Annotated in this window: 10 protein-coding genes; 8 read left to right on the forward strand and 2 right to left on the reverse strand. The window is 63.7% G+C overall.

Going from position 1 to position 14,122, the window contains the following annotated elements; genetic code table 11:
- Positions 1-7: 7 nt before the first annotated feature.
- Positions 8-1,342 carry an MFS transporter gene (locus tag PMO31116_RS15245; RefSeq protein WP_150567451.1) on the reverse strand — a complete coding sequence of 445 codons (1,335 nt, stop codon included), beginning with the start codon at positions 1,340-1,342 and terminating at the stop codon, positions 8-10.
- A gap of 160 nt (positions 1,343-1,502) precedes the next feature.
- On the opposite strand from PMO31116_RS15245, the gene cyoA reads away from it, so the two are divergent.
- The 7 genes from cyoA to PMO31116_RS15280 all read left to right on the forward strand — a co-directional run bounded on the left by cyoA (position 1,503) and on the right by PMO31116_RS15280 (position 10,416).
- A complete protein-coding gene (gene cyoA / locus PMO31116_RS15250) occupies positions 1,503-2,540 on the forward strand; it encodes a ubiquinol oxidase subunit II (RefSeq protein WP_150567452.1) in 1,038 nt (345 codons plus the stop codon).
- A gap of 65 nt (positions 2,541-2,605) precedes the next feature.
- Entirely contained in the window at positions 2,606-4,597 is a 1,992-nt protein-coding gene (gene cyoB, locus PMO31116_RS15255) for a cytochrome o ubiquinol oxidase subunit I (RefSeq protein WP_150567453.1), read from the forward strand.
- On the forward strand, positions 4,590-5,258 hold the full coding sequence (cyoC, locus tag PMO31116_RS15260; protein ID WP_150567454.1) for a cytochrome o ubiquinol oxidase subunit III: 669 nt from the start codon (positions 4,590-4,592) through the stop codon (positions 5,256-5,258). Before cyoB ends, cyoC begins: the two co-directional genes overlap by 8 nt.
- On the forward strand, positions 5,255-5,665 hold the full coding sequence (gene cyoD, locus PMO31116_RS15265) for a cytochrome o ubiquinol oxidase subunit IV (RefSeq protein WP_150567455.1): 411 nt from the start codon (positions 5,255-5,257) through the stop codon (positions 5,663-5,665). Before cyoC ends, cyoD begins: the two co-directional genes overlap by 4 nt.
- A 12-nt stretch (positions 5,666-5,677) precedes the next feature.
- On the forward strand, positions 5,678-6,526 hold the full coding sequence (locus PMO31116_RS15270; RefSeq protein WP_425494796.1) for an SURF1 family protein: 849 nt from the start codon (positions 5,678-5,680) through the stop codon (positions 6,524-6,526).
- A 518-nt stretch (positions 6,527-7,044) separates the two neighbouring features.
- Positions 7,045-8,772 carry a gamma-glutamyltransferase gene (ggt, locus tag PMO31116_RS15275; protein WP_150567456.1) on the forward strand — a complete coding sequence of 576 codons (1,728 nt, stop codon included), beginning with the start codon at positions 7,045-7,047 and terminating at the stop codon, positions 8,770-8,772.
- Between the two features lie 375 nt (positions 8,773-9,147).
- Positions 9,148-10,416: a serine hydrolase gene (locus PMO31116_RS15280; protein ID WP_246185310.1), complete on the forward strand. Its 1,269-nt coding sequence runs from the start codon at positions 9,148-9,150 to the stop codon at positions 10,414-10,416.
- 75 nt (positions 10,417-10,491) lie between these two features.
- On the opposite strand, the gene PMO31116_RS15285 is transcribed toward PMO31116_RS15280, so the two are convergent.
- Positions 10,492-12,006 (reverse strand): MFS transporter, encoded by a 1,515-nt coding sequence (locus PMO31116_RS15285; protein WP_150567457.1) that lies wholly within the window; start codon positions 12,004-12,006, stop codon positions 10,492-10,494.
- Positions 12,007-12,334: 328 nt separating this feature from the next.
- On the opposite strand from PMO31116_RS15285, the gene PMO31116_RS15290 reads away from it, so the two are divergent.
- Positions 12,335-14,122: OPT family oligopeptide transporter (locus tag PMO31116_RS15290; protein WP_150567458.1), on the forward strand; the 1,788-nt coding region annotated here is incomplete at its 3' end.

Genomic DNA, 14,122 nt, shown 5'->3' on the forward strand with positions numbered 1-14,122 from the left:
TTTCGATTCAGTCGCGTGTCTCCAGCGCCTTGTTGATGCGCAGTGCGAGCAGCGTGCAGATCGCGCCCGAGAGCAGGTAGCCGCTCACCGCGATCAGCCCGAATTCGGACGAGAGCCCCAGTGCGACGAGCGGCGCGAATGCCGCGCCGAACAGCCAGGCGAAGTCCGTCGTGAGCGCCGCGCCCGTGTAACGGAAGCGCTGCTCGAAGTTCGACGTCACCGTGCCCGCCGCCTGCCCGTAAGACAAGCCGAGCAGGCCGAAGCCCACCAGAATGAAAATGTCCTGCCGGGTCGAACCGCCGCCCATGAGGAACGGCGCGAACAGCGCGAAGATTCCGATCAGGATCGCGAACAGGCCCAGCGTGGTGCGCCGCCCGATCCGGTCCGCGATGCGCCCGGAAAGCACGGTGCAGACGATGGCGATCCCCGCACCGCACAGCTGCACGATCAGCACACTGTCCAGATCCTGCGTGTTCTGTAGCGAGATCCAAGACAGCGGAAACACCGTAACCAGGTGAAACAGCGCGTAGCTCGCGAGCGCGGCAAACGCGCCAAGAAAGATGTTGTACCCCTGCGAGCGCACCATCTCCCGCGTGCTGATCGGCTCCAGTTGGCCTTCCTCCAGCATCTCGGTGTATTCGTGCGTGACCACCAGGCGCAACCGGGCGAACAGGGCCACCACGTTTACGGCGAACGCCACGTAGAACGGATAGCGCCAGCCCCAGGTGAGAAAGTCGTCGGACTCGAGACTCCAGTGCAGAAACAGAAACAGCGCACCCGCGATGATGAAGCCGATCGGCGCGCCCAACTGCCCCATCATCGAATACCAGCCGCGCCGCTGCGGCGGCGCATTCATCGCCAGCAGCGACGGCAAACCGTCCCAGGAGCCGCCGAAGCCGATGCCCTGCAACAGTCGGAAGAACGCAAGCAGCCAAATCGAGCGCTCACCCAGCACCGCGTACCCCGGCAGGAACGCCATGCCCGCCGTGGCAGTGCCCAACACGAACAGCGCCGCCGTGAGCTTCACGCTGCGCCCCCAGCGACGCTGCACGGTCATGAACAACGCCGTGCCGAATGGGCGAGAGATGAACGCGAAGGAGAAGATCGCGAACGCGTACAGCAGTCCGTGCAGATCGTCGGCGAACGGGAAGAAAACGTGGGGAAATACGAGGACTGCGGCAATGCCGAACACAAAGAAATCGAAATACTCGGAGGCGCGTCCGACAACCACGCCAACCGCGATTTCCTCGGGCGCAATGCGGGACTTGCTCCCGTGATCGTGCGCCGTGGTCGCGATGGGTACGCCCGGGGGCGTCGGCGATTGATGAGCACTGCTTGACATTATCGGACCCCCTTCGGATCGGGATGACGATGGCATACTCGCGCCAGAAAAGCATCGCAGGTATCGCCCGTCCCCGCCATAGGGTTTACCCTAAATTGATGCATCTGGGAGGGGAGTCCATGATGGGTACGGTCTGAGGCTACGGTTCATCGATCGCAGCATGACTTCCCCCAAGTTCCCTCGCGGGGTATTTTTACTCCCCGCCGCCGCACTGCTGTCCGGTTGCAATACCGTATTGATGTCGCCTTCGGGCGATCTTGCGGTAAGGCAGCGGGACATCATCATCGTTTCCACCATTCTGATGTTGCTGATCATCGTACCGGTGATCGTGCTGACACTGCTCTTCGCGTGGCGATACCGGGCGTCGAACAAGGCCGCGGTCTACACGCCCGAATGGGATCACTCGACGCTGCTCGAGCTGCTGATCTGGGCCGCGCCACTGCTCATCATCATCGCGCTGGGCGCCCTCACCTGGGTGAGCACGCACAAGCTCGATCCGTACCGCCCCCTCGAGCGCATCGACGCCAGGCGTGAGATTCCTCCCGACACCCGGCCGCTGACCGTGCAGGTCGTGGCCATGGACTGGAAGTGGCTATTCTTCTACCCCGACCAGGGCATTGCGACGGTCAATGAACTCGCGGCCCCCGTCGACCGGCCGATTCGTTTCGAGATCACGTCGACGACGATGATGAATTCGTTCTTCGTGCCGGCGCTCGCCGGACAGGTCTACGCCATGCCCGGCATGGAAACCAAGCTGCACGCGGTCATCAACAAGGCCGGCGTCTATGACGGCTTCTCAGCGAACTACAGCGGCGCGGGCTTCTCCGGCATGCGCTTCAAGTTCCACGGCCTGTCGCCGGAGGCCTTCGATGCGTGGGTCCAGCAGGTCAAGACCAAGGGCGACAACCTCACGCGCGAGAAGTACGAGGCGCTCACCAGGCCAAGCGAGTGGGTGCCCGTGCATTACTACGGCGACGTGGCGCCCAATCTCTACGACGCCATCCTGAACCGCTGCGTGCAGACCGGGCAAACGTGTCTGAAAGACATGATGGATCAGCCCAACCATCAGCACGCGAGCCGTGCGGGGCGCACCGGCCCGATGCAGGCAATGCTTGCCGACGCCATGTGCACCGCGCAGAACACCATGCAGTTCGCGGCGCGGACCGGCCTCGCGCCCGGCGCGGCACTCACCCGGTGACGCGCACTGCGCCCAACCCTCGACAATGATGCGCCTCGCGCGCGAATGATCCCAGGTTCGAGCTTATGGATATCGTCAAGCTGATCTTCGGCCGCCTCACGATCGAGGCGATCCCGTACCACGAACCCATCCTGCTCGCCACGTTTGCAGGGGTGGCGCTAGGCGGCATCGTCGTGGTGGGCGCCATCACCTACTTCAAGCTGTGGGGCTATCTGTGGCGCGAGTGGTTCACCAGCATCGACCACAAGCGTATCGGCGTGATGTACGTGGTCCTGGGCATCGTGATGCTGCTGCGCGGCTTCGCCGACGCCGCGATGATGCGCCTGCAACAGGCGATCTCGTTCGGCGACAACATGGGCTATCTGCCGCCGCACCATTACGATCAGATCTTCACCGCGCACGGCGTGATCATGATCTTCTTCGTGGCCATGCCGCTCGTGACCGGACTCATGAACTTCGTGGTGCCGCTGCAGATCGGCGCGCGCGACGTGGCCTTCCCGTTCCTCAACAACTTCAGCTTCTGGATGACCGTGAGCGGCGCGGTGCTGGTGATGATGTCGCTCTTCGTCGGCGAGTTCGCCCGCACCGGCTGGCTCGCGTATCCACCGCTGTCGGGGATTCTGCAGAGCCCGGATGTCGGGGTGGATTACTACATATGGGCGTTGCAGATCGCGGGGGTCGGCACCCTGCTCTCGGGTATCAACCTGCTCGTGACCATCGTGAAGATGCGCGCACCGGGCATGACAATGATGCGCATGCCGGTCTTCACCTGGACCTCGCTGTGCACCAACGTGCTGATCGTGGCGGCTTTCCCGGTGCTTACCGCCGTGCTGGCGCTGCTCGCCCTCGATCGCTACGCCGGCACCAACTTCTTCACGAACGATCTCGGCGGCAACGCCATGATGTACGTGAACCTCATCTGGATCTGGGGCCACCCCGAGGTCTACATTCTCGTGCTGCCCGTGTTCGGGGTGTTCTCGGAAGTCGTGGCCACGTTCTCGGGCAAGCGTCTGTTCGGGTATGCGTCGATGGTGTACGCCACGGTCGTGATCACGGTGCTGTCCTACCTGGTGTGGCTACACCACTTCTTCACGATGGGCTCGGGGGCGAGCGTGAACTCGTTCTTCGGCATCACGACGATGATCATCTCGATACCGACCGGGGCGAAGATATTCAACTGGCTGTTCACCATGTACCGCGGCCGGATCCGCTTCGAAGTGCCCATGCTCTGGACCGTCGGCTTCATGGTGACGTTCGTGATCGGCGGCATGACCGGCGTGCTGCTGGCCGTGCCACCGGCCGACTTCTCGCTGCATAACGGACTGTTCCTGATCGCGCACTTCCACAACGTGATCATCGGCGGCGTGATCTTCGGCATCATGGCTGCGATTACCTACTGGTTTCCGAAGGCCTTTGGCTACCGACTCGATCCGTTCTGGGGCAAATGCTCGTTCTGGTTCTGGTTCATCGGCTTCTATGTCGCTTTCATGCCGCTTTACCTGCTCGGCCTGATGGGCGTGACGCGCCGCGTAAGCCACTTCGACGACATGTCGCTGCAAATCTGGTTCCAGATCGCCGCAGTGGGGGCGCTGCTCATCGCGATCGGTATTGCCTGCTTCATCATCCAACTGGTGGTGAGCTTCCTGCGCCGCGACCAGTTGCGCGACGACACCGGCGATCCATGGCATGGCCGCACGCTCGAATGGTCGACTTCGTCGCCGCCGCCGGTCTACAACTTCGCCTTCACCCCGCTCGTGCATGACAACGACGCCTGGTGGCAGATGAAGCAACAAGGCTTCAAGCGACCGATGGGCGGCTTCATTCCGATCCACATGCCGAAGAACACCTCGGCCGGCATCTTCCTTGCCGGTCTGGCCACGGTATGCGGGTTCGGACTCATCTGGCACATGTGGCTGGTGGTGATCGTGGCATTCGTCGCCTTGCTGGCGGTCGCCATCGGTCACACCTTCAACTATCACCGCGACTACTACATCCCGGCCGATCAGGTCGAACACACGGAGGCAGCGCGCACGCGACTGCTCGCCCAGCATGTCTGACACGACCGCACCCTTCCCGGCAGGCGGCGCCCCTATCGGCGCCCACACGCCGGCGCCGCCGCGCGACGGCGAGCTGAAGTTCATGATGACGAGCGACTACCACCCGCCCAACGGGACGCTGCTCGGCTTCTGGGTCTACCTGATGAGCGACTGTCTCGTGTTCGCCTGCCTCTTCGCGGCCTATGGCGTGCTCGGTCGCAACTACGCAGGCGGGCCGACCGGCGCCGAGCTGTTCGAGTTGCCGCTCGTCGCCCTGAACACGACCTTCCTGCTGCTGTCTTCGATCACCTACGGCTTTGCCATGCTCGAGATGCAGAAGCGCCGCCAGGGCGCCACGCTCGGGTGGCTGGCGATCACCGGTTTGCTCGGCGCGGCGTTCCTCTCGCTCGAACTCTACGAGTTCGCCAACCTCATTCACGAAGGCGCGGGGCCGTGGCGCAGCGCATTCCTGTCGTCGTTCTTCACGCTGGTGGGCACGCACGGGCTGCACGTGACGTTCGGCATCATCTGGCTCATCACCCTCATGGTGCAGGTCGGCAAGCATGGCCTCACCGCGCCCAACCGCCGCCGCCTGATGTGCCTGTCGATGTTCTGGCACTTTCTCGACGTCGTGTGGATCGGCGTCTTCACCTTTGTCTATCTCATGGGAGTGCTGCCGTGAGCGCCCACGATTCGACCCTGCACGACGCCGACGGTCATGGTCACGAACACGACCACGATCACGACCACGAGGAAGGCCCGCACAGCACCCTGCGCGGCTACGCCACGGGCTTCATCCTGTCGATCATTCTCACCGCGATACCGTTCTGGTTCGTGATGGGCGGTGTGTTCGAGAAATCGAGCACGACGGCGATCATGATCCTGTTCCTGGGGGCGATTCAGATCGTCGTGCACATGATTTACTTCCTGCACATGAACGGCAGATCCGAGGGTGGCTGGAACCTGCTCTCGCTGATTTTCACGATCGTGCTCGTGGTCATTACCCTGTCCGGGTCGCTCTGGGTGATGTATCACCTGAACCAGAACATGATGCCGGGTATGATGCAGGATACGAAGAACCTTCCCTGAACGGCATTTCCCTTGAGCAGCAATCGACTTCACGATTCGGGGGACGCACAGCGTCCCCCGCGCACTTCCGGTGCGCCCTCCCGCCCCTCCCCCTTCCGGCTGGTCATTCTCGGCGTGATCACGCTGGCCCTGGTGGGTGTCTTCACCTCGCTCGGCACCTGGCAGTTGCATCGTCGGGCGTGGAAGCTCGATCTGATCGAGCGCGTGAATTCGCGCGTGCACGCACCGGCCACGCCCGCGCCGACACGCGCGCAATGGCCCGGCGTCAGCGCGGCAAACGACGAGTATCGGCATGTCTCGCTGCGCGGCACCTATGCGTTCGACAAGGACACGCTCGTGCAGGCCGTCACCGACCTGGGCGGCGGATATTGGGTACTCACGCCGCTGCGCACGGCCGATGGCGGCGAGGTGCTGATCAACCGCGGCTTCGTGCCACCGGGCTGGAAAGAAGCGGTGCCGCCCACGCCCGCCGGCGAGGTCACGGTCACCGGCCTGCTTCGCATGCCCGAGACGGGCGGCGGCTTTCTGCGCAAGAACGTGCCGTCGGAGAATCTCTGGTATTCGCGCGATGTTGCGGCGATCGCCGCCGCTCGCGGACTCGCGGCAGCCGACGTCGCACCATACTTCATCGACGCAGACGGCAAGCCGGGGGCCAGCGCGACAGGCAACGCCGTGCGCGGCGACGCTGAAGCCGTGACCGGGACCGCACCGGTACGCGATTATCCCGTCGGCGGCCTGACCGTGGTGCAGTTCCCGAACAACCACATGAGCTATCTGCTGACGTGGTATGCGCTGGCCCTCATGTCGGCGGTGGCGGGATGGTTCGTCATTCGACTCGAACTGCGCAAGCGCGCCGACTGAGCCGGGCCCTGTCCCCATTCATGAAAGCGCAGGCCGAGGCGCGGGGCTGGGTGTTCAGCCTCGACGCTGAGGCTTTTCCGAACTTTTCCGAAGGCTTCGCCCCGTTGCGACCGACGATTCTCCCCGCGTCGTCGAACCTGGTTGCCACTCCATCCGACCCTTTATCTACTCCCACCAGCGCCGGTGCGGGGGTGAACCCATTCCGACGAATTGTCCAGCGCCTCGCGAAATCTCGTTGTGCCCCCGCCGTCAGGACGTTCGTTGCATCTTTCCCCAATTACCCATTATGCGTTAACGTTCGTTAGTCGACGGAACGCTCACGTGCGGCAGCATGGCAACGGAGACGTCGCCGGCGTCCCCCTTGCGGGGATGCAGGCGAGTTGCCAGTCACGCATCGTCTGTCGTCTGGGCAGTGGAAACGGAGTTGGGGGCTGGTGGTTGTTGGCCGCGCTTCTTGTTCCGCTCGCCCAAATCGCTCATTCCGCTCATCTCGCTCAGACAAGAACCATAGAAAGACGATGAAAAATCCAACCTATACCAAAGCGCTCTTCGCCACGGCCCTGAGCTGTGCGCTGTTCAACGCTCACGCGGCATCGCAGGCGCCGGTCGGCGCCGAGAACGGCATGGTCGTGACGGCCCAGCATCTCGCGTCGAAAGTCGGTGTCGACGTACTCAAGGCCGGCGGCAACGCCGTCGATGCCGCCGTTGCGGTGGGCTACGCCCTGGCCGTGGTGTATCCGGCCGCCGGCAACCTCGGCGGCGGCGGGTTCATGACGATCCAGCTCGCCGACGGCCGCAAGACCTTCCTCGACTTCCGCGAGAAGGCGCCGCTTGCCGCCACCGCGAACATGTATCTCGACAAGGACGGCAACGTCATCAAGGGCGCCTCGACCACCGGCTATCTGGCCGTCGGTGTGCCGGGCACCGTGTCGGGCATGGAATACGCGCGTGAGAAATACGGCACGAAAACGCGCCAGCAACTGATCGCACCGGCCGTCACGCTCGCCGAAAAGGGCTTCGTGCTTGAACAGGGCGACGCCGACATGCTCTGGACATCGACCAAGGATTTCGAGAAGGATCGCGCCAACTCGGGCGCCATCTTCCTGAACAAGGGCCAGCCGTTCCAGCCCGGCGAGCGCCTCGTGCAAAAGGATCTGGCGCGTACGCTCAAGCTGATCAGCGCCAAGGGCACTGACGGATTCTACAAGGGAGAAGTCGCCGACAAGCTCGTCGCCTCGATGAAGGCCGGCGGCGGCATCATCACGCAGGCCGACCTCGATCAGTACAAGACGCGCGAGCTGGCGCCGGTCGAGTGCGACTATCGCGGCTATCACGTGGTCTCGGCGCCCCCCCCGAGCTCGGGCGGCGTGGTGATCTGCGAGATCATGAACATTCTCGAAGGCTACCCGATGAAGGACCTAGGCTTCCACTCGGCCCAGGGCGTGCACTACACCATCGAGGCCATGCGCCATGCGTATGTCGACCGCAACAGCTATCTGGGCGACCCGGACTTCGTGAACAACCCGATCGCCCATCTGCTCGACAAGAACTACGCCGCAAAGATTCGCGCGGCCATCGATCCGCATAAGGCCGGCATCTCGCAAGAGATCAAACCGGGAGTGCCACCGCACGAAGGCAGCAATACCACGCACTACTCCATCATCGACAAGGACGGCAATGCCGTGTCGGTCACCTACACGCTCAACGACTGGTTCGGCGCGAAGGTCATGGCCAACGGCACCGGCGTGCTCCTCAACGACGAAATGGACGACTTCACCTCGAAGGTAGGCGTGCCGAACCTGTACGGTCTGATCCAGGGTGAAGCGAATGCCATCGGGCCGGGCCGCCGTCCACTATCGTCGATGAGCCCGACCATCGTCACGAAGGACGGCAAGCCGGTCATGGTCGTGGGAACCCCGGGTGGCAGCCGCATCATCACCGCCACGCTACTGACAATGCTCAATGTCATCGATTACGGCATGACGCTGCAGGAGGCCGTCGACGCACCGCGCTTCCACCAGCAGTGGATGCCCGAGGCGACCAACATCGAAGCGTTCGCGCTGAGCCCCGACACGCAGAAGATTCTGGAGAGCTGGGGCCAGAAGTTCGCGGGCCCGCAACCGGCCAACCACGTGGCCGCGATTCTCGTCGGCGCGCCGTCGCTAGGCGGCAAGCCGGTCGGCAAGAACCGCTACTACGGCGCGAATGACCCGCGTCGCAACACGGGACTGGCCCTCGGCTATTGAGGGTGCGGTGGGATCCGGACGACGTCCGGATCCGACAGGACGCCAGGGCCGCGCTCGCGGCCCTGCTTTTTGCCGACGTCGTCAAGAGGTCGCTGCGCGCGTTGATCGCCTGACGAGGCTCGCCGGTCGAATGACGACAGCCGGCCAGCGTTGCGATCGTCGCGCGTCGCGGTCTTCGTACACCGAAGCGTCCGTACTTGTAACTTTTTGTAATACGCCGTCGAGAAATTCAGGAACTCCACGCGAACGGGCCGTCCAACAGGTTTCCCCGTGTATTGCGCCCGCGTCCTGCGCGACGGCCTTCCGCCGTGCGCGGCCGTGTTTCCCTGCATGCACGCGTCGCCCGTCACCCTCTCACTACGGAACCGCGTGAAGATGTCCGCCCTGTGGTACCCGCCGCTCAGCCCCGACCTGCCCCGCCTCTATCGCCTTACGCCGCGCACGATCGCGCTCGCGCGCCTCGTGCTCTTCGGCGTGATGCTGCTCATTGCGGGGCTGCCGGTTAGCGACGCGCTCGCCGCGAGCGCCCACCCCACGAGTACAGGCAAGCGGCGACACGATGCGGTGAAGAAGAAGACGACGACCGCCAAGGCGAGCGCGAAATCGGCCCATCGGAAAACGGCGACGGCGAGCCCCTCGCGCAAACGCGCGACGCGCCATGCAAAGGCAGCACCTGCGCGCAAAGGGCACCAGGTACGCAAGCACGCGAAGTCGCCGCAGCACGCGAAAGCGGCTTCCCGGCGCTCGTCGACAGTCGCGCACCGCAAGCCGGCGCCGAAAGCCGTAGCCAGGACGGTGAAATCGGCGAGAGTGAATCACTCGGCAAAAGCGGCTGCCCCACAGGTCAGTACCGATGCCAAACCCCGGCTGCTCGCGCGCTGCGGCTTTACACCGGCGTCGAGAAAGCGCCTGTTTTCGCGCGCCGTCTACATCGTCGACGAAAAGACACACACGCCGCTCTTCGCGAAGAATGCGGACCAGGTGCGGCCCATCGCTTCGCTCTCGAAGCTGATGACGGCCGTCGTCTGGCTCGATAGCGGCCCATCGATGCGCACCCCGCTCACGGTCACCTATGCCGATCTCGATACGCTCAAATTCACGCGTTCGCGCCTGCTCGTGGGCTCCACGCTATCGCGCGCCGACATGCTGCACATTTCGTTGATGGCCTCGGAGAACCGCGCCGCGGCGGCATTGAGCCGCGATTACCCGGGTGGACGACCTGCGTTCATCGCCGCGATGAACGCCAAGGCCCGCGCACTGAACATGCCCAATACGCGCTTCGAGAATTCGACGGGCCTGTCGCCGCGCAACGTTTCCACCGCCCGCGAACTGGCGCGACTCGTGCGTGCTTCGAATCGCTATGCACTCATCCGCCGGTATTCGATCGATCACCAGCAACGCGTGCGTACCGGCAAGGGACAGTTGCAGTACGTCAACACCAACCGGTTGGTGCGATATGGCAAGGTCCACGCCAGCGTCCAGAAGACGGGCTTCATCAACGAATCGGGGCACAACATGGTGATGCGGGTCATGGTGCACAAGCAGCGCCCCGTGATCGTGACGATGCTCGGCAGCGATACCCCGGAAGGCTCGCGGCTCGACGGTGTGCGTATCGCGCACTGGTTGTCGTGTTCCCTACGCTAAGCGTTGCGCGATGCCGGGTCCGGGAAGACGCGGGCGACGCCAGTATTGGCTTATCCGGCGGCATCATGTGGCCGGCTAGCGCGCCCGCGCGTGCCACCGTCCCCACACGGCCGTGACAAACAGCAACAAGGCGCCGGCACCGATCACGGCATCGAAGCCCTGATTGAACGCCGCATTGGCCAACGACGTGAGCCCGTCGGCCGTGGATGCCGGCAAATGTTCGGCGACGAGCAGCGCTTCGTCGAGACTGTCGCGCACCGCATCCGGCAGCCCCGCCACTTGCGGCACGTCCATCGCGCGACCGTAGACGACTGTCAGCAGGCTGCCCATGAACGTAACGCCGAGCGCGCCACCGAGCTCGTACGACACCTCTTCGACCGACGCCGCCATACCAGCGCGTTCGGGCGGCGCGCTCTGCATGATGGTGCTCGACGCCGCCGTCATCGTTGCGCCGACCCCAAGCCCCAGCATCGCGAGCGACGCGATCGACGGCGCCAGTCCCAAGTCGCGCACGACCAGATAGCCGGCCATGCCGGCCGCGGACATCAGCAAGGCGATCGGCAGCAGTCGCGTACTGCCCAGACGCGGCAGCACGCGCCCGGCGATCGGGCCCGCCACGAACGCCGCAAGCGAGAGCGGCATATTGGCCCAGCCGGCTTCGAGCGGCGAGTAGCCGAGCACCAGTTGCAAGCGCTGGCTGAAGACAAGCTGCATGCCGATCAGCGCGGCCGCGGCCACCAACGCCGCCGCGACGGCGCCCGCGAAGGCCGGATTGCGAAACAGTGTGAAGTCGAGCAACGGCTGTGTGCTGCACCGCTGGCGGTGCACGAACGCCCAGAGGAACACCGTGCCCACCAGGAGCGCGACGGCCACCGCAAGCCACTCGGGCGAGGGCTTGCCCGCGCGCTTGATCGCATACGTTATCCCGATCAGGCCCACCATGAACAGCAGCGAGCCGAACCAGTCCCACGGCTGCGTGGACGTCGCTCGCCCCTTCGGAATCAGCCACCACGCCAGCGGGATCGCCACGAGCACGATCGGCACGTTGATCAGGAAGACCGATCCCCACCAGAAGTGCTCGAGCAATGCTCCCCCGACAATCGGACCGAACGCCGCGCCTCCCGACGCCACCGACGCCCAGATGCCGATGGCGAGTGCCTGCTCGTGGGCATCGGCAAACGTGAGGCGAATGAGCGAGAGCGTCGCTGGCATCATCATGGCGGCCCCCACGCCGAGAAACCCGCGGGCGGCAATCAGGCGGTTCGCATCGGGCGCCAACGCCGCGGCAAGCGACGCTGCCCCGAATACCGCAAGTCCTGCAAGGAAGAGTCGCTTGTGGCCAAAGCGATCGCCAAGCGTGCCCATACCGAGCAGCAGACCCGAAACGACAAGCGCGTAGGCATTGACGATCCACAACTTCGCGGACGCCGTCGCCGCAAGATCATGGGTCAGACGCGGCAGCGCCGTGTACAGCACCGTCATGTCGATCACGATGAGCAGCAACGCCACCGACACGACGGCCAGGACCAGCCAGCGACGAGCGCCGGGCATATGGGTCACCGGTTTCGACGAGGTTTGCAGGCCGGACATCGGAAAGCTCCTGTTGTCGCGCCTGGGCCTTGGATTTCACTTCTCCCGGATTGGCGCGTCTTGCTTGGTTTAGGGGAAAACCCGCATGATCCATCAGAATAAGCATTGACAGAAGTTGGAATCCATCCAGTAAATAGATGAATCGGAAAAGCTTCGGTAGAAACGTCTCGGAGACGCTATTAGTGAGAAGGCAACGCACGAAATCTGCGTCGGAAAATGCGAGTTGAGCGCTCGCTCTACGATGTCCGGCAAGAGTGGCGGTGCACCACGGAGGCGCATACAATTTGCGCCACTTTCCCATTGGGCGAAAATCCCCCCCTATTCGTACATGGCATCTCATCCGACTCGAATTCCCGACAACGTCTCTCTCCCGGAGCTGACGGTACGCGGCATCATTCTCGGCGCGCTGATCACCGTGGTGTTCACCGCTTCCAATGTCTACCTTGGCCTGAAAGTCGGGCTCACGTTCTCTTCTTCGATTCCGGCTGCCGTCATTTCGATGGCCGTGCTGCGGGCGCTGCGCGGGGGCAACATCCTCGAGAACAACATGGTGCAGACGCAGGCGTCCGCGGCCGGCACGCTATCGTCGATCATCTTTGTGCTTCCCGGCTTGCTGATGATCGGCCACTGGCAGGGCTTTCCCTTTGGTCTGACGCTCGCGATCTGCGCGTCGGGCGGCATTCTTGGCGTGCTATTCACCATTCCCTTGCGCCGTGCCATGGTGGTGGACAGCGATTTGCCTTATCCGGAAGGCGTGGCCGCCGCGGAAATTCTTCGCGTCGGCAGCGAGGGAGACGGCGTGTCGTCGCCTGAGAGGAAGTCGACTGGCGAGGCGTCGAGCGGTGTGCGCGAAATTGCGTTCGGCGGTGTGGTCTCGGCGTTGTTCGCGTTCGCCACGACCGGCCTGAAGGTACTCGGCGAAAGCATCACTGCATGGGTACCGGCGGGAGCGGCGGTCTTCCGTCTCACGACCGGATTCTCACTGGCGCTTATCGGCGCGGGATATCTCATTGGTATCGTGTCGGGCCTGGCGATTCTGCTCGGGATCGTGCTGAGCTGGGGAATCGCGGTGCCACTGCTCACAACCATTACGCCCAATGCGGATGGTCAGGCGATCGCCGCATTCGCAAACGGGCTTTGGCAGCACAAGGTGCGCTTCATCGGCGCCGGAACCATCGGCGTGGCCGCCATCTGGACGCTCATCACGCTCGCGAAACCAATGGCCGACGGGGTGAAGACCTCGTTTGCGGCGCTGGGGCAGTCTCGCGGCGCGCACGGCAAGGCGGTGACACTTGCGCGTACTGAGCAGGATCTCTCGCCTTATTGGGTGATCGGACTGACGCTCGTTTGCGTGGCTGTCTGGGTCGTGACGTTTGGCGTCTTTCTTGCGGACGCACCGTTGTCGTTCGCCGGCATTGCGACGCTGGTGATCTGCAGCGTGGTGTTTGCCGTGGTGTTCGGTTTTCTCGTGGCGGCGGCGTGCGGGTATATGGCCGGGCTCGTGGGGTCGTCGGCCAGCCCGATTTCGGGTATCGGCATTGTCGCGGTGGTGCTCGTCTCGCTGCTCATCCTGAGCGTGAGCCAGGCCAGCGGACTGCTCGACGCCAGTGGCGGCGGCAAGCTCGGGATTGCTCTCGCGCTGTTCACGACGTCGGCCGTCATCGCGATTGCGACGATTTCGAACGACAACTTGCAGGATCTGAAGACAGGTTGGCTCGTTGGCGCGACACCGCGGCGTCAGCAGGTGGCATTGCTCGTTGGCTGCGTGGTCGGAGCGGCAGTGATTCCGCCGGTGCTGAATCTGCTGTACAACGCGTACGGGTTCATGGATGCATTGCCGCGTCCGGGCATGGACCCGTCGCAGGCATTGTCGGCCCCGCAGGCGATTTTGATGACGGCGATCGCGAAGGGCATCTTCACGCATCAGCTCGACTGGTCGATGCTCGGCATCGGCGCGCTGCTCGGTGTAGCGCTCATCTCGATAGACGCGGTGCTGGCCAAGCGCGGTGGCGTCGCACGTGTGCCGGTCATTGCCGTCGGTGACCTGCCCCCTACAAACAGGGCCAGCCGGAGTCTAGTAAAGTTCGTTTTCGGAGAAGAAGACGAACATGAAGAA

Origin of the sequence: Pandoraea morbifera, assembly GCF_902459575.1 — a bacterium.
GTDB lineage: Bacteria > Pseudomonadota > Gammaproteobacteria > Burkholderiales > Burkholderiaceae > Pandoraea > Pandoraea morbifera.

Coding starts and splice junctions, on each gene's coding strand:
- PMO31116_RS15245 (WP_150567451.1), bottom strand. CDS start 1,342: ATGTCAAGCAGTGCTCATCAATCGCCGACGCCCCCGGGCGTACCCATC.
- cyoA (WP_150567452.1), top strand. CDS start 1,503: ATGACTTCCCCCAAGTTCCCTCGCGGGGTATTTTTACTCCCCGCCGCC.
- cyoB (WP_150567453.1), top strand. CDS start 2,606: ATGGATATCGTCAAGCTGATCTTCGGCCGCCTCACGATCGAGGCGATC.
- cyoC (WP_150567454.1), top strand. CDS start 4,590: ATGTCTGACACGACCGCACCCTTCCCGGCAGGCGGCGCCCCTATCGGC.
- ggt (WP_150567456.1), top strand. CDS start 7,045: ATGAAAAATCCAACCTATACCAAAGCGCTCTTCGCCACGGCCCTGAGC.
- PMO31116_RS15280 (WP_246185310.1), top strand. CDS start 9,148: ATGTCCGCCCTGTGGTACCCGCCGCTCAGCCCCGACCTGCCCCGCCTC.
- PMO31116_RS15285 (WP_150567457.1), bottom strand. CDS start 12,006: ATGTCCGGCCTGCAAACCTCGTCGAAACCGGTGACCCATATGCCCGGC.